The sequence below is a fragment of the Bacteroides sp. BFG-637 genome, from assembly GCF_024793605.1.
GTDB lineage: Bacteria > Bacteroidota > Bacteroidia > Bacteroidales > Bacteroidaceae > Bacteroides > Bacteroides vicugnae.
Genome location: NZ_JANUPD010000002.1, coordinates 6,479,264 through 6,500,177 on the forward strand (window position 1 = coordinate 6,479,264; position 20,914 = coordinate 6,500,177).

The 20,914-nt window shown below is 43.1% G+C and carries 13 protein-coding genes; 6 read left to right on the forward strand and 7 right to left on the reverse strand.

The genetic code is table 11. From position 1 onward, the window contains the following. Positions 1 to 21 precede the first annotated feature (21 nt). The 7 genes from NXX38_RS25650 to NXX38_RS25680 form a co-directional block, all read right to left on the reverse strand. The gene (locus NXX38_RS25650; protein ID WP_074707859.1) at positions 22 to 1,650 is read right to left on the reverse strand and encodes a beta-N-acetylhexosaminidase; all 1,629 of its coding nucleotides are present in this window, start codon (positions 1,648 to 1,650) and stop codon (positions 22 to 24) included. 20 nt (positions 1,651 to 1,670) lie between these two features. Further along, positions 1,671 to 4,181, reverse strand: coding sequence for a family 20 glycosylhydrolase (locus NXX38_RS25655; RefSeq protein ID WP_258981623.1), 2,511 nt, complete (start codon positions 4,179 to 4,181; stop codon positions 1,671 to 1,673). Between the two features lie 37 nt (positions 4,182 to 4,218). Then, entirely contained in the window at positions 4,219 to 5,601 is a 1,383-nt protein-coding gene (locus tag NXX38_RS25660) for a DUF5016 domain-containing protein (protein ID WP_258981625.1), read from the reverse strand. 33 nt (positions 5,602 to 5,634) lie between these two features. Next, complete coding sequence (locus NXX38_RS25665) at positions 5,635 to 7,110, reverse strand: RagB/SusD family nutrient uptake outer membrane protein (RefSeq protein WP_074707851.1); 1,476 nt, start codon at positions 7,108 to 7,110, stop codon at positions 5,635 to 5,637. 11 nt (positions 7,111 to 7,121) lie between these two features. Continuing rightward, a complete protein-coding gene (locus tag NXX38_RS25670) occupies positions 7,122 to 10,364 on the reverse strand; it encodes a TonB-dependent receptor (protein WP_258981627.1) in 3,243 nt (1,080 codons plus the stop codon). A gap of 224 nt (positions 10,365 to 10,588) precedes the next feature. Then, positions 10,589 to 11,584 carry a FecR family protein gene (locus NXX38_RS25675; RefSeq protein ID WP_258981629.1) on the reverse strand — a complete coding sequence of 332 codons (996 nt, stop codon included), beginning with the start codon at positions 11,582 to 11,584 and terminating at the stop codon, positions 10,589 to 10,591. A 97-nt stretch (positions 11,585 to 11,681) separates the two neighbouring features. Next, complete coding sequence (locus NXX38_RS25680) at positions 11,682 to 12,248, reverse strand: RNA polymerase sigma factor (RefSeq protein ID WP_074707844.1); 567 nt, start codon at positions 12,246 to 12,248, stop codon at positions 11,682 to 11,684. A gap of 269 nt (positions 12,249 to 12,517) precedes the next feature. Between NXX38_RS25680 and NXX38_RS25685 the strand changes: the two genes are divergently transcribed. From NXX38_RS25685 to NXX38_RS25710, 6 genes are all read left to right on the forward strand, one after another. After that, positions 12,518 to 14,809, forward strand: a complete 2,292-nt coding sequence (locus NXX38_RS25685; RefSeq protein WP_074707841.1) for an NADP-dependent malic enzyme — start codon at positions 12,518 to 12,520, stop codon at positions 14,807 to 14,809. Continuing rightward, positions 14,806 to 14,982 (forward strand): hypothetical protein, encoded by a 177-nt coding sequence (locus tag NXX38_RS25690; RefSeq protein ID WP_004297674.1) that lies wholly within the window; start codon positions 14,806 to 14,808, stop codon positions 14,980 to 14,982. The genes NXX38_RS25685 and NXX38_RS25690 overlap by 4 nt, the downstream gene beginning before the upstream one ends. A gap of 247 nt (positions 14,983 to 15,229) precedes the next feature. After that, positions 15,230 to 16,564 (forward strand): NADP-specific glutamate dehydrogenase, encoded by a 1,335-nt coding sequence (locus tag NXX38_RS25695; protein WP_074707838.1) that lies wholly within the window; start codon positions 15,230 to 15,232, stop codon positions 16,562 to 16,564. 262 nt (positions 16,565 to 16,826) lie between these two features. Further along, positions 16,827 to 18,287 (forward strand): catalase, encoded by a 1,461-nt coding sequence (locus NXX38_RS25700; RefSeq protein ID WP_258981631.1) that lies wholly within the window; start codon positions 16,827 to 16,829, stop codon positions 18,285 to 18,287. A 172-nt stretch (positions 18,288 to 18,459) separates the two neighbouring features. After that, positions 18,460 to 19,653 carry a PCMD domain-containing protein gene (locus NXX38_RS25705; RefSeq protein WP_217721667.1) on the forward strand — a complete coding sequence of 398 codons (1,194 nt, stop codon included), beginning with the start codon at positions 18,460 to 18,462 and terminating at the stop codon, positions 19,651 to 19,653. Positions 19,654 to 19,671: 18 nt separating this feature from the next. Further along, on the forward strand, positions 19,672 to 20,457 hold the full coding sequence (locus NXX38_RS25710) for a porin family protein (RefSeq protein WP_217721668.1): 786 nt from the start codon (positions 19,672 to 19,674) through the stop codon (positions 20,455 to 20,457). The last annotated feature ends 457 nt before the right edge of the window (positions 20,458 to 20,914 follow it).

Genomic DNA, 20,914 nt, shown 5'->3' on the forward strand with positions numbered 1-20,914 from the left:
ATTGTTCTTAATGTACCGGGATTAAAGAAATCCCGGTTTGGTGAAATAGAATCCATTTGCATTCAACCATTTAACATGCCATTTCAGGCGATTGGTAAAGTCAATCCAATTACGGCTACTTCCCCACGCCAACTCCGAAAATGCTTGAAGAGAGGGAAACACGTGCTGACCAAACTTCCGCTCATTAGGAATCATCTCCGTCCATACACAAGCTTGGAAGCCTAATACATTTTGCTTCACGATGCCGGGAAACTGGGGTTCGAACTCGAAGTTATACAAAGAGCTTAATCCTTCGTCCGAAGGCGTTGCGCTCAAATAGAAACGGGACCATTCCATGAATATAATCGGATAACCTTTCTGGGTAATCTTTCCCGGCTGATCGGGCAGCCAGTCACGCCAATACGTATAAATCAAATCCTGCGGTTCTTTTTCAAGAAAAGCATCGTCCCATCCCATCACTTTCTTGCCTTTACCCTTCACATAGCTCGTCATGATCTTCACAAAACGGTTTTGCAGTTCATCCACTTTCTGATAACCTTCCTGCTGCATCAATCGCTGACAGACTTCACACTGTTCCCAGTTATCTTTCTCCACTTCATCTGCTCCGATATGGAAATATTCCGAAGGGAAAATCTCGACCATCTCATCAATGATGGACTGCACAAACTGATAGTTCTCCGGACGAGAGGGACAGATAGGATAAGAGAATTCTTCTCCCCATCCGGCTTCTCCCGTGCACGACAACTCGGGATAGACTTTGATAGCCGCCGAGAAATGACCTGGCATGTCAATTTCAGGGACAATATCGATACCTCTTTCCAACGCATAACTTACCAAACCTTTCATCTCTTCCTGCGTATAATGACCACCATATTGAGAACCATTTCTCACGAAACGGGGATCTATCTCATAGTTATAATCCTGTTGGGAAAGTTCTACGCATCTCTTGTCGTATTCGTCGAAGTCGCGCCAGCTGCCTTCCTGCGTCAGCAACGGGTATTTTTTCACTTCAATGCGCCAGCCCTGATCGTCTGTCAGATGCAAGTGGAGCTTGTTTATCTTGTAGAACGACAAACAGTCTATCACCTTTTTCAGATAATCAACCGTAAACATGTGGCGGACTACATCGATATGAAATCCGCGCCAATCATATTTGGGAGCATCTTTTATATCGACCATCGGAAGATATTTAGCACTTCCGGAAGTGAAGAAGTTTGCTTGTTCGAGCGCCTGTCTCAATGTCTGGATTCCCCAGAGAAGTCCGGTTTCCGTTGAATAATAAATGCAGGCTCCCTCTTTGGTAACAGTGAGCCGGTAAGCCTCTTTTGCCAGATCCGATTCCTGTTTCACACGGATAAAGGCACGATCGTTGGAGGCATCACTGACGGAAAGAGAAAGTTTCTCTTCCAGGGTGGATTTCAGCAGTTGAGACGTAGAAGCCGGAATGTTCTGGCTGACAGTCACATTCTGCGGAAGAGAGACAACCGATTCTTTATAATCGACTCTTTCCGGCAAAGGCATCACTGACAGGCGGGTGGGCACTCGCTCCGGATAGCCGCCGTTATCATTATCATTGCACGACAACGATGTGATCGCACCTATTCCCAACAAGAATAATATTCCGGTTCTTTTTATTTTATCATAGTTCATAACTTATCTACTTTTGTGGATTAATCTACTTTGAGAGTGCTTGTCACACTCTCTTTATTTAAATAAAACAGTTTCGCTTTCACAACGGAAGCATCACAGGCTACGGGAGCTTTCCAAAGTTCCGAATGAAGGGTCGGTTCCGTGCCATCGGTCGTATAGCGTATTTCGCCTCCCCGGATAGGGGTACTGGCGTGGAGTTGCCCTTCTTTGATGCAAAGTCCGGGATGAGGTAAACGGAAATTGATACTTCGGGACGCCCAGTGAGGCATTTCTTTCTCACTCACTTTGGAGTAGAACAGGCCCAGTTCTTTATTGTAAGCCTGACGTTCTTTCTCTCCTGCCAAAGTGCTCCAGGCGGGAAAAGCGTTCCAACCGCGTTCCACCAATCCGAGGATTTTAGGGAAGGTGTAATATTCCACCCCTTCAAAATCACGGATGGTTTCAGCAAATAATTGTGCCTGCACTCCCTGGATATGTTCCTTTCCGAAAGCGGTCAAAGTCGTTTTTCCCTTTCCTGCGATGTCCGGATCGACCGGATTGCCTGCCATATCGGTACGTGAAGAACGATAAATGCTATATGGAAGCATGGAAAAACCTTTGGACTCGTCGACATATCCCGCCCACGAGAGACCTCTTTCGTCAGGATGAGCGTCATAGGCCAAATCCAGATAGAAATTGTTCACGTTGCAGAGAATCACCGGATATCCTTTGTTGGCTATCTGGTAAGGTATTTCATCCGCTTCCCATTCAGGAACCGTATTCCAACAATACACTCCTGCTGCAAGTTGATTCAAATGCCGATCGGTTGTTTCCGGATGTCCCAACGCTACTTCCTGCCAGCCGCTAAATTGCAAATGATGTTGTTGCAGATAGTCTGCCATCTTCGTAATATAGTATTCAGACAGTTCGTGGGCACTTGTCATCCCGTGTTCATCCATAAACGCCCGGCAGACAGGAGAACCCATCCAGGCTCCTTCGGGTACTTCATCACCACCTAAATGAATCGTAGTCAAAGGTACCTCCGCTTCCTCATACATGGCTATCAACTCACGAACCACTTTTTCCATAAACCGGTATGTAGAAGGCAATGCTACATTCATGACATTATCCGTATAAGACTGCGCGGAAACATAGCGGGAAGTGTCTTGTACGTCACTTAATAAATATTCGTCGGCCTTTTCGGGGGCAGTATTCATAAATTTATGATAGCGCGCTTTCATGGACACGATTGCTGCACGGGCATGACCCGGAGACTCAATCTCCGGAATCACACGTACATGCCTTTGAGCTGCATAACGCAGTAAATCGATAAATTCTTCACGGGTGTAATATCCGTTGCCGGAGGTAGCTGCAGACGGATCATAGTTGCCATCGTAGCCCGGATATAAACATTCCAGTTCATCCGTGGTATGTCCCCGGCGTGCGCCGACCGAGGTCAATTCTTCCAGGCCGGGAATCTCCAGACGCCAGCCTTCGTCATCCGAAAAATGGAAATGCAGTACGTTCAGTTTATAAGAAGATATTACATCTACCAGCTTTTTCAGATGTTCAACAGTCGTAAAGTTCCTGGCAATATCCAGCATTTGCCCGCGATACGGCAAGTCGGGATAATCACGGATGGAGAGGGCTTCCAAGCGAAACGGCTTTTCCTGACCTTTCAACAGGGAGAGCAAGGTTTGCGTCCCATTGAAAATGCCATGTGAAGTGGAAGCTGAAATATTTATCAGCCCGTTTCCCGTATCAATCCGATAATATTCATCGTTCACTGCTGTTCCCCGTTCCGGCAAATAATCCAGATGAACCGTTACCGGTGCTTCGGAAACGACTTCCAGACCGTGGATGGTTGCCAGCTTTTCTTTCAATAATCCTGCTTCGTTGGCAAAATCGGGATGGAAAGTCAGTTTTACTTTATTTTCTATAATAAAACCCTCTTTGCCGGTAGCCGGAAACGCTTCTTTCACTGACGGGAAAATATCAGTTTGCTGCAACTGGGCTGTAGTCTCCAACGCCAAATTCGAAGCGTATACCTTATCCGGCGCGGGATACCAGTCTTCTGTCTCCATTCCTTGCAGCGGCCGGATGGTCAGTCCGACAGGCAAGGGAGTACCTTGCTTGCCGCCTGACTGGCTCACCCAGTAAGTGCCTTCAGGAGCATGTGACAGCTTTTTCAATCCGTTGGTACAACAGAATGTCACGGTCAGCGAATCTCCCGGAGCCAATGGTTGGAAATTTTCTGCCGGATACATCCGGAAGAAGTTCGCATTCACCACTTCCACTTTGACCAAAGCAGACTCTTCCTGCAGAATCTCACGAGGTAGCTGCGAATAATAGATGATCCAATCCTTTCCTAAAGGAGCATCCGATATGTTCTTCAGGACAAATGAATTCTCATAGTAGCCGGGTTGTACTTCCACAGCTCCCATCTCCCAGGTCAATGACACGGGGGCTTTCGCCCCGTCAGTCGATTTACAACCGGAAATGACCAGCAGAAGGTACAGACTTCCCCATATTGCATATAGCATATTTCTCATAGGCTTTCCTGTTTTCTATATATCATTCTTTTAGGCATTAATCACTCAATCGTTCGATGTGCAAAGTTTCTTTGCCCACTCCTTGCGAAGCATCGAAAGTCAGGCGATAATAACCGGGAACGAAACCGTTTCCACTTGTTATTCCATTGGAAGCAGACAGTTCGATTCCATCCGTGTCGCCGGACAATGAACCTTCTTGCAGCAGCATACCTTGATTTTTATTCCATTGCAAATCGCTGTAAATTTCGATTTCGAAGGATTCCCATTCATGAGTGTTACTCAAATACACGGTGGTCTGGTACTTCTGTTCACCGATTGGCACAATATATCCTAACTGTGATATATCTTCCAAATTCCAGCCGCCACTATTATATGCCTCATTCCAGACAGGTGCACAAGTAAATCCGTGTCCTACCAGCCAGAAGCAAGTGGGAGCCGTATCACCCATCCGTGCCACCCAGATATAATTGTATTTAGAAGAATAATAGATCTCCCAAATTCCCGATTTGCGCAGGAAGGTAAACTTGCCATTATCCGGATTATAACTAAAGAAGTCGCGGTTGTAAGCGTGTTCCACATCTTCAAATCCACTCATTTCGAACTCTTCACCCTGCGTAAAGCTAATCTGTGCACGGAAAAATCCCTCACTGGCTATCAACTCGGTTTCTTTAATTTTCAGGTTCTTTTGGTAGCCGACTACTCCCAGTTCAAAAGTCAGCACATTGAAAGTGATCTGTTCGACAAACCAATCCCGGTAATCAAAAGCAAAGCTAGGTCCCGACGCTTCAATAAGGACTGCCGTATTGCTTGCTTCGGCAGCTCCCCAAATCAGTTTTGCATCATCCAATGACGCTGCGGTAGAGATCTTTCCGGATAGTTCCATCGGATAACCCTCTTCCGAATCGGAAACTTCCGTGAGGTACAGGTAAGGATTGTCCTCACTCCGGTTCATTTCTACCACCTCGCCGTTATAGTGAAGATAAAGCACTTCGGGAATCTGCGGACGGGTTATATGGAAATCAAATGTTTGAGTGACTTCACTACCTTCCACATTGATGGCTGTCAAGATCACCTTCGCTTCCTGATTCTCTTCAAGCCCGGCTTCAAACGGGATATAAATCCCTTTTTCAACAATCGAGACATCAGTGCCTTTCGTACGGATCGACTGCGAACTGACCAAAATCTCACCTGTCATCAATTTCACTTCCAGCGTAGACAAAGGAGTCTGCGGGTCGTGAATCTTCACAGAAAAGTAAAGGGAATCGGCAGCAGGTGTCTGATCGGTAGTCGAGAATTGCAATTCCGATATTTCGGGACACGAATATGGATACGTCACCCGGCCCTCTTCTTCGCTGCATGAAGCCAGCCAACAAACAGTCAGCCCCAGCAGCCATAAAAACAGATTATTGTGTTTCATCATTTTTTCTTTTAAAGTTTTACGTTCCTCTTTTCATTAATAGCCTTCATTTTGAGTCAGATTGGTGTTCTTATCTTTCTCTCCTTGAGGAATCGGCCACAACTGCCGGAAAGCCTGCAAACCTGCAAACAGCAATCTGCCGTCTTTGTCTTTATGTTTCTGCATCACTTCCAACAAACGATTATTACGCACCAAGTCGAACCAGCGCTGACCTTCCATATACAGTTCTAATTGGCGTTCGTTCTCTACCGCCAGGCGTCCTCTGGCCTGCCCCATATTTTCATCTAAAGAAGAAGGGGCAAAACCGGCACGTTCTCTAATGCTGTTCACAATCCGGATGGCTTCCGGGGTGCGGTCCAACTCTACCAATGCTTCGGCTTTCAACAGCAGTATATCTGCCAACCGCATCAAAATGATATTGGAAGTCTTCTCGCGAATTTTATAAGACAACGGGTAACTGTCTGCTGGCCAATAGGTATCATAAGGCACCGATTTCCAAAGAATACTGGATGCATAACGGGTATCTTTCTCTTTATCGAATTTAGCAACCAGATCATGAGTAGGCGTACAATAACGTCGCCAGGTTACTGATCCGTCATCTTCTTTCAGCAATACCCAGTAAGCCCAATTCGGAGCATCGGAGGTGTAATAGACTTCGAAGATGCTTTCTGAAGAAAATTTCTTGTCGGGTTGCCACAACTCGTCAAAATTGCCGACCAGCGTATAGCCTTCTGCTATTACTTTGTCGCAAGCCTCAACCACTTTGGTATAGTCGCGTGTTGATTTCTCCCCTCTCGTTGCGAGCACTTTGGCACGTAAAGCATAGGCTGCTCCCTTGGTTGCCTGGAAAATACCTTTATTCTTGCTTACCAGGTAACGAATGGTATTTTCTTCATTCAGGTCGTCCAGAATCTGGTCATATATCTTATCTGCCGCAGAACGTTCCGGATACATCACCGGATACCATTTATCGAGATTTTCGGCTGTAATGGTTGGAATCAAATCCAGCACCATCGGAGCATCACCCCATAAACGGACAATATCAAAATACGCCCATGCTCGCAAGAACTTGGCTTCTGCAATGACACGATTACGTTCTTCTGCTACGGTAGAGGCAGGGTCCATCATCTTCGTATTTTCAATCACACTGGTGGCGGTACCGGCCATCGAATAATACTGCGACCAGACCAGTTCTACTTTATAATTGGTAGAGGTCAGTTTCAACAAATCAAACTCCTGTTCGGCCACACCGTCTCCGCCGATATAACAATTATCGGACTGCACATCTCCAATGGTATAATTTTCCGACTGGAATATATCTGCTTTAAAACTCTCATACGCACCCTGCAACTCGGCCTGTGCATCTGCCAGACTTCCATATTTAGACTCCTGATCTTCCGTTCCGGTACCTTCCTGCATAAAATCCGATTGCGGTTTCTCATCCAGGAAACTACTGCATGAAACGACTAATGTACAGAGTACGACATACGCTAACTTTATTATGTTTTTCATTTTCGCAGCTATTAAAATTCAACATTCAAACCAAAAATTACCGCCCTCGATTGAGGATAAGTACCATAGTCCACTCCTTGAGCAACGGAGTCTCCGCCAAAAGCATTTACTTCAGGATCGTATCCTTTGTATTTTGTCAGTGTGAAGAGATTCTGTCCGGTGACGTAAGCCTGCAATCTGGACAGATGTATCTTATTCAACCATCTCTTAGGAAAACTATAGGATAAAGTGACTGTTTTCAGGCGCAGATAAGATCCATCTTCTACAAAACGGGAGGAGTTATGATTATTCTCTGTATTACCAACGCGGGGGACATTGGTAATCATACCCGGTCGTTTCCAACGATCCAACACACGAACCGACTGGTTTCTAAAGTCTGTCATGCCTTCCATATCAATACGCGACGCGTTAAAAATCTTATTGCCCTGACTTCCCTGCAAAAATATAGACAGGTCGAAACCGGCATACGAGAATGTATTCGTCATACCGTAAATAAACTTAGGCTGGGCATTTCCCAAAGTGGTACGATCTTCCGGATCGATAAAACCGTTACCATTCAAGTCACGATAGATAATATCTCCGATTTCCGGATCAACACCTTCTGATATGTAACCAAAGAATGTTCCCAACGGAAGCCCTTCTTTCAGGATGACGGCTTTCTCCTTGGATTCGTACATTTCAGCATAATAATAGACTTTATTCAAGCCGAGCTTCGTCAACTTATTCCGGTTGAAAGATATATTGAAATCGGTATTCCACTGGAAGTTACCTTTAAAATTCTGGGAAGAGAGAGTGAACTCCATACCTTTATTCACCATCTCACCGTCATTTCTTGTCACACTGCTCGGCACTACATTCTCCGGCAGGCTGACTGTCAATAGCAAATCGGTGGTCTTCTTGTAGTAAGCATCTACCGAGAAGGATAAGCGGGAATCAAACATGGTCAGGTCAAGTCCCAGATTCCATTGGCTTGTTTTTTCCCAGGTCAGTTCTTTATTGGCTGCCGAACCGGGTTTAATGGCAAGCCCCGGATATAAGTTTCCCTCCGAAACGGGCAGTTTACTGACGCTCATAGAAGCCATGTAAGCGTAGTTTCCAAAACCGCCCTGGTTACCGTTCATACCCCATCCGGCACGTAGTTTCAGGTCGGTAACAATGTCCTGCAAAGGTTGCATGAACTTTTCACCTGAAATTCTCCAGCCTGCGGAAACAGAAGGGAAAGTACCCCAACGATGTCCCGGAGCAAAACGGGAAGAACCGTCTGCACGGAAGTTAACCGTCAGCAAATAACGGCTGTCGTAATTGTAGGCTACACGACCCAGAAAAGAGGCCAGCGTCCATGCGGAAGCAGAAGAACCGCAAGCATCCTTATCCAACTGGTTGGCGGCACTGATGGAATGAATATCGGGATAAGACTCTGCCAGGTCGAAACCTGCCATCCACGAACCGTTATATTGTGCACGCTGCTGAGTAGCTCCTCCCAAAATGGAAAAGTTATGTTTGTTGAATGAACAATCATAAGTCAGTAAGTTTTCAAAAAGCCATTCGAAGTTTCGTGAGAAACTCTCTTCCACACGTCCTTTTGTACCCCGTCCGTCCGAAGTTGAAATCGGGTCCAGATAGTAGTCCCAATGTTCATTGGTCAGTTCAATGCCGAAAGTCGTTTTAAACTTCAGTCCTTTGAGTATGTCAACCGTGAAGCCGAGTGAGCCATTTATATGATCTGTATTCGTGTTACTGTCTGCCGCATTGGCAGCCAGCGGATTCAAGATGCGTGCACCGTAAGCCTGTTCGTCATATTCGTTCGGATCATACGGGTTCCACTTCTGCATAAACGGAGGAGTATTCACAACGGACAAGATGGAACCGGCACGCAAAGAACTGCGGCTTTCGTTCACCCATTGTCCGCCTGTATGCGAATATGCAAAATTGAGTGCCATTTTTAACCATTTGGTCTGCTCGCTATCCAAGTTTGCACGGAAATTATACCGGTTGAAGTGTGCTTTCTCCACGATACCCTGTTCATCGGAATAACCTCCGGAAACAAAATATTGCAGTTTCTCGGTTCCATTTGCCACAGACAACTGGTAGTTTTGATTGACACCCGTACCGAAGAATAAATCAGTCCAGTCCACATAGCGCGTTTCACTTTCGGGGATGTTGGGGGCAACATCCGAAACAGCTTTCAAGTCTTTCATCAAGTCTTTATATTGCTCCGTATTCAACGCATCTATTTTTTTTCCTAATTTAGAGAAACCTACATAAGCACTCATTTTCACTTGTGGTGCACCGATCTTTCCTCTTTTAGTCGTAATCAACACTACTCCGTTTGCCGCACGTGCTCCGTAAATAGCAGCCGATGAGGCATCTTTCAGAATTTGCATACTTTCAATATCATTCGGACTGATATTCGATATATCATCTGACGGCAAACCGTCCACCACATACAGCGGTTCATTAGACGCCTGTACCGAAGTGGCTCCTCTCACCCGGATCGTTACTCCGGAACCCGGCATACCCGACGGCTGCACGACTTGAATGCCGGCCGCTTTTCCCTGAATAGCCTGTGCAGCTGTCATGATCGGACGTTCTTCAATGTCTGCCGTGGAAACGACAGATACCGCAGTAGTGATATCTTTCCGTCTCATAGAACCATATCCCACCACGACTACCTCTTCCAGTACCTGCGAATCTTCACTCAATGACACATTATATACATTCTGCTTATTGACCGTATGAGACTGGGAAACATAACCGATATAGGAGAAATTGACCTTTGCCCCCACAGGAGCTTCCAAAGAAAAACGACCGTCTATATCGGTAGCAGTTCCAATATTCTCTCCTTCCACTCTCACCGTGACACCAATCAAAGGTTCTCCCCTCCGGTCGGCAACAACACCTGTGATTGTTTTCTTATCGCCTTTCTGAGGGGCGTTCTGTTCACTCTTCAGAGTAAGCACCACTTGCTTACCCGATTCTATTTTATAACTAATAGATGATCCTTTGAAAACTTTTTCTAAAACCGTATCAATACTTTCATTGCTCACTGTCAATGAAATTTTTCGGTCCAATCCGGGAAGCTTATCTGTATAAAAGAAGCTGTAATCGGCCTTCTTTTCAATCACTCGTATCGTCTGACGTATCGTCTGATTCTTCACAGAGAAAGTGATCTGCGCACTTACCTCTTGAGACACAAACAGCAAGATACAACTAAACATAACAAGCCTGAATATGATATGTAATTGTTTTCTCATTAGTAATTAGCTTTAAATTCTTTAAAATATAAGTCTGAAAATTAGACTTTTTATTATCTTTGTAAAATCGTGAAGCAAAAAGGATTCCCTTTCCCTTATCCGTATAAGGAAAAACTCTTTTTACTATCATGTATAAACCGTATTTGATTTCGGGGTGGAATTATGCTGCTACATAATTCTACCCTCTTTGTTTTTTATGAGGTGTCTTCCATAAATCGTCTTTTTTAGTTAATACTACTTCCTATTCTCACCGTATCTCCTTCTAACTCATAGGTTAAAGGATAAGTAAGGCTTATAATATAAAATACATTATGCAAGCTGCTATTCCGGATGGTTCCGGAAAATAGCACGTTCTTCAGTTTTTCGGAGTCAAACACGACTTTCACTCCGTACATCCGCTCCAGCGTAGTCGCGATCTCCGCTAAAGATGATGAATTAAAAATCAACATATTGTTCCGCCAAAAGTCGATTTCACGCATATCCGAGATTGCCGATTTAGTAAATGTCTGCTTGTTCTTATGGTATTCTACCTTTTCTCCGGGTTTCAACAAGGTAGCATCCGTTTTATTAGAAACCTTGACGCTTCCTTCTGCCAGCAGTGTCGTGACAGAATGATCGTCACGATAACCTTTCACATCAAAGGTAGTTCCCAACGCTTCTATCTCCAGATCATTGCAGCAGACGATAAAACGTTTTTCTTTGTTTTTCGCCACTTCGAAATAGGCTTCTCCATCCAAATAGATTTTCCGGTCGGATTTGTTGTACTCCGCATCATAAGAAAGATGAGTGGCCGAATTTAACCAGACTTTCGTTCCATCAGGCAAAGTCAGATTCGCTTTCTGTCCATAATCGACTACCACCATGAAAGGGTCCTGTGACACCTTATTCATATGTTCTACCCCAAAGTAAGCGGCCAGTCCTAAACAAACCGGTAATAAGATGGTGGCTGCCACCTTATATATAATAGGTTGCCAGCGCCGTTTCTTCGGAGACAGTATCTTGGACTCATCCAAATTCCTCTGCAGATGGTTCCACATTTCTTCTTCCACTGTCCTATCGATTTCGACGGCTGCTTCTTTCCACATTTGCTCGCAAAGCAGATTAAACTCATCACGAATTCCCGGTTTACGAATCCATTCAATAAGTATCCTTCTTTCTTCAGAAGAGGCCTCCTTCTTGAAGAATTTTTCCAATAGTACTATGTAATCGTGTTGCTCCATAATTTTCCTGTTCTATTTATACTAGTCTTGAGAGACAGAAAAGGACTACAGAGAAATCGAAATAATTCAGATATTAACTTTTATTAAAGCTTTCACATTAGATATCGTGTAAGAAGAGAGAGACTGAAAAAGCAATTATTCCCAATTTGTCACGCAAGAAATCCAAAGAACGGTGCACCTGTGTGGCAACAGTCTTTTCCGAGATATTCAACTGGTCGGCTATCTCACGATAGTTCAACCCTGATTTCCAGTAAAGCATAAAAACTTCCCGGCGTGCTGGAGGCAATTCTTCTAAAAGTTTCAGGATATATTCTTCCAAAAACAAATAATCCAGTTCTTCGTCTATCTCTACGGATTCGTCAGATGACTCATCCGAAAGCTTGTCTACATAATTTTGAAGCAGAAGTTCGCGTCTCACATAATGATATACCATATTTTGGGATATTTTAAAAAGATAGCCGTCAAAGTTACCTTCCAGATTGATATTAAGCCGCTTCTCCCAGATATGGAGAAAAATATCTTGTGTGATATCTTTCGCCACCCCGGCATTGCTCACCATAGAAAGGACAAAATTGTAAATGCGAGCACTGTATCCACGATACAATGCTTCAAAAGCATTTTTATTTCCTTCTTTCAACAATTGGAGTTGCTGGGTGGTAATCATTATAAAATAAGGTTAAATCATATATCGATTCAAAAATAGCGAAATAACTAAAACCGACAACCAAAGCACTTGTTAAAATTTCAATAAATCAATATCATAGCATTTAAAAGGGAATAGAATACAAAAACACATCCTTGACATATCATATCATAAATTCAGCCATTTTGCTATAAAATTAATAGAAATTATTAATCAACAGCTACAATTTCGAACTTTTATTCCTACATTTGCGGTCAAATGATAACTTATTAACAAATTTCATAAATACCATGGCTAAAATAACGAAAGAAGCCGCTTTGCTCTATCATTCACAGGGCAAACCCGGTAAGATTGAGGTAGTGCCTACCAAACCTTACAGTACACAAACCGACTTATCACTCGCATATTCTCCCGGTGTAGCAGAACCTTGTCTCGAAATAGAGAAGAATCCGCAGGATGCGTATAAATATACAGCTAAAGGTAATCTGGTGGCTGTTATTTCCAACGGTACAGCCGTACTCGGACTGGGTGATATAGGTGCATTGAGCGGTAAACCTGTAATGGAAGGTAAAGGTCTGCTTTTCAAAATTTACGCGGGTATCGACGTTTTCGACATCGAAGTGGATGAAAAAGATCCGGAGAAATTCATTGCTGCAGTAAAAGCTATTGCTCCTACTTTCGGAGGTATCAACCTGGAAGACATCAAAGCTCCTGAATGTTTTGAAATCGAACGTCGCCTGAAAGAAGAACTGGATATTCCTGTCATGCACGACGACCAGCACGGTACTGCTATTATCTCCAGTGCCGGTTTGGTGAATGCCCTGCAAGTGGCCGGAAAGAAAATCGAAGATGTAAAAATCGTTGTGAACGGTGCAGGTGCATCTGCCGTATCTTGTACTAAATTGTATGTGTCACTGGGAGCACGTCTCGAAAACATCGTCATGCTGGATAGTAAAGGTGTTATCAGCAAAGCGCGCACGGATCTGAACGAACAGAAAAGATTTTTTGCAACCGACCGCACGGATATTCACACGCTGGAAGAAGCCATCAAAGGTGCAGATGTATTCCTCGGCCTGTCGAAAGGAAACGTGTTAAGCCAGGATATGGTGCGCAGCATGGCTCCGATGCCGATCGTGTTCGCATTGGCTAACCCGACACCGGAAATCTCTTACGAAGACGCCATGGCAGCACGTCCTGACGTACTGATGGCTACCGGACGTTCCGACTATCCGAACCAGATTAATAATGTAATCGGTTTCCCGTATATCTTCCGCGGCGCTTTGGATACTCACGCTAAAGCTATCAACGAAGAAATGAAGATTGCAGCCGTACACGCTATCGCTAACCTGGCAAAACAGCCGGTACCCGATGTAGTCAATGCGGCATACCACGTGAACAACCTCTCTTTCGGTGCGGAATACTTTATCCCGAAACCGGTAGATCCACGCCTCATCACTGAAGTTTCCTGTGCAGTGGCAAAAGCTGCTATGGAAAGCGGAGTGGCTCGCACTGAAATCAAAGACTGGGATGCTTATTGTGTTCATCTGCGCGAATTGATGGGTTATGAGTCCAAACTGACTCGCCAACTATATGATACAGCCCGCCGTTCACCGCAACGTGTCGTATTTGCCGAAGGTATCCATCCGAATATGCTGAAAGCTGCCGTTGAAGCGAAAGCCGAAGGTATCTGCCATCCTATCTTATTAGGAAACGACGAAGCTATCGGAAAACTGGCAGAAGAAATGGATCTTAGTCTGGAAGGTATTGAAATCGTCAATCTCCGTCACCCGGACGAATCGGAACGCCGCGAACGTTACTCACGTATTCTTGCAGAAAAACGTGCACGCGAAGGCTTTACCTATGAAGAAGCCAACGATAAGATGTTCGAACGCAACTACTTCGGTATGATGATGGTGGAAACCGGAGATGCGGATGCTTTCATCACCGGACTTTATACAAGATATAGCAATACGATCAAAGTGGCCAAAGAAGTAATCGGCATCCAACCGGGCTTCAAACACTTCGGAACAATGCATATCCTGAACTCCAAGAAAGGTACTTACTTCCTGGCAGACACACTGATTAACCGCCACCCGGATACGGAAACATTGATTGACATCGCTAAACTGTCTGATAAAACAGTTCGTTTCTTCAATCACACGCCGGTTATTTCCATGTTGTCATACTCCAACTTCGGTGCTGATACCGCAGGTAGCCCTGTAAAAGTGCACGAAGCTGTTGCCCATATGCAGGAAGAATATCCGGAACTGGCTATCGACGGTGAAATGCAGGTTAACTTTGCCATGAACCGCGAATTGCGTGATACCAAATATCCGTTTACCCGCCTGAAAGGCAAAGATGTAAATACATTGATTTTCCCGAATTTGAGTTCAGCAAACGCCGGTTACAAGCTATTGCAAGCAATGGATCCGGATACGGAATTCATCGGCCCTATCCAGATGGGATTGAACAAACCTATTCATTTCACCGATTTCGAAAGCTCTGTCCGCGACATTGTCAATATCACAGCTGTAGCCGTGATCGACGCCATCGTTGACAAAAAGAAAAGAGCAGGTAAATGAAACGTCCGTTATCCAAATCACAAATAGTTTGCATCAGCCTGCTTTGGTTGGCGCTTTGCTATCTAGTTCTGACAAAAGCCGAACGAATTGACGGGATGACAGTAGTAATGCTTGGCATTTCGGCAGCATTAGTATTTATTCCTGTCTATAAGTCGATCAAAAAGAACAAATAAATATCTTTTTTCCTACTTTTAATGCGATAAAATATCAAATTTGATGTTTTATCGCATTTTTCTTTATAAAATGTTTGCCAGTTCAATTTTTATCTTTACTTTTGCAACCGAAAATAAATATCCGATGTACCCATATGCAGATGTGCAAATCTGCTATATAGCACAAAAGCACATAGTCAAACGGTATATTAGCAAATTGTCAAATTAGCACTTTATTTATATCAACCAATTAAAGAAAAAAAAGATTATGAATGCAGCAAAGGTATTAGACGATCTGAAAAGAAGATTTCCCAATGAACCGGAATATCATCAAGCAGTAGAAGAAGTACTTTCTACGATTGAAGAAGAATACAACAAACATCCGGAGTTTGATAAAGTAAACTTGATCGAACGTTTGTGTATTCCTGATAGAGTATTCCAGTTCCGCGTGACTTGGATGGACGATAAAGGTAATATTCAAACCAATATGGGTTACCGTGTTCAGCATAACAACGCAATCGGCCCTTACAAAGGCGGTATCCGTTTCCACGCATCTGTGAACCTTTCTATCTTGAAATTCCTTGCCTTTGAACAAACATTCAAAAACTCGCTGACTACTCTGCCAATGGGTGGTGGTAAAGGTGGTTCCGACTTCTCTCCTCGTGGAAAGTCAAATGCCGAAGTAATGCGTTTCGTACAGGCATTCATGCTGGAACTGTGGCGTCACATCGGTCCTGAAACTGACGTTCCTGCCGGTGATATCGGTGTTGGTGGCCGCGAAGTAGGTTTCATGTTCGGTATGTATAAGAAACTGGCTCATGAATTTACCGGAACATTCACAGGTAAAGGCCGCGAATTCGGCGGTTCACTGATTCGTCCGGAAGCTACCGGTTATGGTAATATCTACTTCCTGATGGAAATGCTAAAGAGAAAAGGCACTGACTTGAAAGGTAAAGTTTGTCTGGTTTCTGGTTCTGGTAACGTTGCTCAATATACAATCGAAAAAGTAATCGAACTAGGTGGCAAAGTAGTTACTTGCTCTGACTCTGACGGTTATATCTACGACCCGGACGGTATCGACCGTGAAAAACTGGATTACATCATGGAACTGAAGAATCTGTACCGTGGCCGTATCCGTGAATATGCAGAAAAATATGGTTGTAAATATGTAGAAGGAGCTAAACCTTGGGGTGAGAAATGTGATATTGCTCTTCCTTCTGCTACTCAAAATGAATTGAACGGTGACCACGCCCGTCAGTTGGTAGCAAACGGCTGTATCGCAGTATCTGAAGGTGCTAACATGCCTTCTACTCCGGAAGCTATCAAAGTATTCCAGGATGCAAAAATCCTTTATGCTCCGGGTAAAGCTGCTAACGCCGGTGGTGTATCAGTATCAGGTCTTGAGATGACTCAAAACTCTATCAAATTAAGTTGGAGTGCTGAAGAAGTAGACGAAAAACTGAAGAGTATCATGAAGAATATCCACGAAGCTTGCGTTCAGTACGGTACAGAAGCTGACGGATACGTAAACTATGTGAAGGGTGCTAACGTAGCCGGATTCATGAAGGTTGCTAAAGCAATGATGGCACAAGGTATCGTATAATCAGCAAAAGAGATATAAGCTATAGTTTATTTAAAAACTCCCGTCTTCCGAAAGGAAGTGCGGGAGTTTTTTTATGTAGAAAAATAAATAACAGGCAATACGTACACAATTCATAGTTATTCTCTATCTTTAGATAGAAATTATCTGTTTGACAAGCGAGCAAAAGAAGCCTATCTTTGTTATATATTATAAACTCCGGAATAAAAGAATGAAAAACTACGGTTTGTTTATACTTTACTTCCGACTAAAAAGAATCTATTTTATGGAAAAGAAAAAACTTACTGCAGCGAACGGGCGTCCCATCGCCGACAATCAGAATTCGCAAACTGCAGGTCAACGCGGACCTGTAATGTTACAAGACCCCTGGCTTATTGAAAAGCTTGCCCATTTTGATCGTGAAGTTATTCCGGAAAGACGTATGCACGCTAAAGGTTCGGGAGCTTACGGTACTTTTACCGTTACTCATGACATTACCCAATATACCCGTGCAGCAATTTTCAGTAAAGTCGGAAAGCAAACAGAATGTTTTGTCCGCTTCTCTACTGTAGCCGGAGAGCGTGGAGCTGCTGATGCAGAACGTGACATCCGAGGTTTCGCCATGAAATTTTATACGGAAGAAGGTAACTGGGATTTGGTGGGCAACAACACTCCTGTATTCTTCTTACGTGATCCGCTTAAGTTTCCGGATCTGAACCATGCCATCAAACGGGATCCGAAAACGAATATGCGTAGCCCGAACAGCAACTGGGATTTCTGGACACTTTTGCCTGAAGCTCTGCATCAGGTTACCATTACTATGAGTCCTCGCGGTATTCCTTATTCATATCGCCACATGCACGGTTTCGGCAGTCACACCTATAGTTTTATCAATGCAGAAAATCAACGTATCTGGGTTAAATTCCATCTTCGTACTTTGCAAGGCATCAAGAACCTAACAGATCAGGAAGCAGAAGCAATTGTTGCCAAAGACCGTGAATCTCATCAACGCGACCTTTTCGAGAGTATCGAGAAAGGGGATTATCCAAAATGGCTATTCCAAATTCAGTTAATGACGGAGGAAGAAGCGGACAACTACCGCATCAACCCGTTTGACCTGACTAAAGTGTGGCCTCACAAAGATTTCCCCCTACAAGATGTCGGCATCCTTGAACTGAACCGTAACCCTGAAAATTATTTTGCTGAAGTGGAACAAGCTGCCTTCAACCCGATGAATATTGTAAACGGTATTGGTCTGTCTCCCGACAAAATGTTACAAGGTCGTTTATTCTCTTATGGCGACGCACAGCGTTATCGGCTAGGAGTGAATGCAGAACAAATTCCGGTCAACAAACCTCGTTGTCCTTTCCACGCCTATCATCGTGACGGTGCTATGCGCGTAGATGGTAATTACGGTGCTACCAAAGGATATGAACCGAACAGTTACGGCGAATGGCAGGATTCTCCTGACATGAAAGAACCGCCACTCAAAGTTACCGGTGAAGTTTACAACTACAACGAACGGGAATATGACGATGATTATTATAGCCAACCGGGTGACTTATTCCGATTGATGCCGGCTGAAGAACAACAATTATTGTTCGAAAACACAGCTCGTGCCATGGGAGACTCCGAATTGTTTATCAAACAACGTCATGTGCGCAACTGTTATAAGGCTGATCCTGCATACGGAACAGGTGTTGCCAAAGCACTGGGTATTGATTTGCAAGAGGCTTTGAAAGAATAAAGAAAAAGATATTTTACTGATAAAGAGACTGTCTTATATTTTTAAGACAGTCTCTTTTGTATAGTATTGCCGTCAATCTCGAATTTTCTTTTAACATTCTTCTGAAATAGCCATTCAACTCTTTTAACTATCTTTGCCCCCTGTATAACCCCTTAATATTTATAACAGACTGATGAAACTAAAAAAATTATTCGCCGGAATGATACTATGTCTGGCAGTTGCTTCCTGTATTCAAGATGAAGCTCTAAATGTTGAAGCAGCTATAGACGGATGCAGCGGCAGCAATATCCAATTAGCTAACATTAATACTTACAGCAAAACAGTATCTATTTATGTATCTAAATCTACCGACTTGTCTGCATTAGAAATCAAATTCGAACTACCTGATGGAGCTAGCATCAATCCTGTCAATGCATTAGCGAATGACGATGCTCCCAAATATGATTTTTCAACTTCGAAAGTTCCCATTACATCTGAACAAACATTGGAACAATATCAACGTATGTTCAAAGTTACATCTGAAAGTGGTACCACAGAAGCGGTCTACACCATCACTGTTATCAAATCAGAGCTTCCTACTGAATACCATTTTGAGAACATAGAAGACGGAAACAACAATTATCATATCTTTTATGAATTCAATCAACAAAAAGCAGAAATGCTCCAATGGGCAAGTGGTAATCCAGGGTTCCAGCTTACCGGCATGGGGAAAAACACGATGGATTATCCAACTCTTCAAACCCAAGGATATATAGGTAAAGGTGTGAAACTGGAAACTAAAGGCACAGGAAGCCTTGGATTAACGGTTGGTATGCCAATCGCAGCAGGTAACCTCTTCATTGGTTCATTTGAAGTTGGAAACGCATTAAAAGATGCAAAAGCTGCGACCAAATTTGGATTTCCATTTTTTAAGCACCCTACAAAACTGGAAGGATATTATAAGTTCAAGCCAGGAACTGAATATATATCAGGCATTGATAAAAGTCAGAGCCCTCCGAAGATTGTGATAGATCCTTCAATGGAAGGCAAAGACAAAGGTGATATATACGCTATTTTATACAGAGCAGACAATGTTAATGACTTTTTGGATGGCAACCTCAACTTTGATTCCGAGGAAAAAATAGTATATATTGCCCGAATCTCCGATACAGAGATGAAAGAGACTGATACATGGACACACTTCAGTATACCTTTTGAACATAGAAAAGAGATAGAACAATCAGCTCTCGATGAAGGTAAATATAAACTTGCTGTCGTTTTCTCCTCAAGTATAGAGGGAGCTAATTTCAAAGGTTCAATAGGAAGTACTCTGTGGATAGATGAAGTAACCATTCACTGTGAAGAAGACGAACAAAATAACGAATAATAATTAAAAAAATAACATATGAAAAAATACATATTGGCTAGTATAGTTACACTTTTCTTCGGTATTAGCCAAGTTAGTGCACAATCATCTAATGAGCATAAAGGACTTATTTGGTCCTCCCTACATGGATTAGATTATGAGTTCAAAGCTGGTGTGAATATAGGTGGAACATCTCCACTTCCTCTTCCCAAAGAAATCAGAAAAATTGAAAGCTACTCACCCGGACTTTCGATTACTTTGGAAGGAAATATAACTAAATGGCTAGATGCTCAAAAAAAATGGGGACTTAGTTTAGGACTCCGCCTCGACAACAAAAGTATGACTACTGAAGCTTCAGTAAAAAACTATGGCATGGAAATTTTTAACGAAACTGGTGGAAAAGTTGAAGGACTTTGGACAGGAGGAGTTAAAACCAAAGTTAAAATGTCTCTTTTGACAATACCAATCCTAGCTAACTACAAAATCAACGATCGATGGAAACTCGTTGCTGGACCTTATATGTCATATATGATGGAGGGGGACTTCTCCGGCCATGTTTATGAGGGACATCTTCGATCTCCAGACGCTACTGGTGACAGAGTTAATTTCACAGGTGACAATATTGCAACTTATGACTTCTCCAATGATCTGCGCAAATTCCAATGGGGTTTACAAGTAGGAGGAGAATGGAAAGCATACAAACACTTAAATCTGCATGCTGATTTAACATGGGGATTGAATGATATTTTCAAAAAGGATTTCACAACTATTTCATTTGCTATGTATCCCATCTATTTAAATATAGGATTTGGATATGCATTCTAAAGATAAATACACTAAAGAGTCTGTGTAGGATTAAAAAATATATATCATAAATATACCCAAAGGCAGTCTTAGGAAAGACTGCCTTTCTACTTTAATTTAATTCCGGTGCCGAAATGAACTAATTCATTCTACAGACTCTTATCTTATGGATCTCAATATAAAATAAACTAAGAGCCTAAATAGATGATGTATTTTGTTATTCACATCTTTCACATAATACAAAGTTGTTAATTCACATATGTTTCCTGTGAATTAACAGTGTTATTTTCACTCTTCACACCCTTTCACCCTCTTCACTAACCGGATGCTTGATTCTTTCATCAATTTCCGCTTTTTGGTCAAACGTTTAGCAAAAAGATTTGTTTTCTTTCAATATGAGAACCAACCTTCCTTACTACTGATAAGTCACTGATTTACTGCACATTTTGTTTCTATTTGCTAATCGCCGACTGCTGTT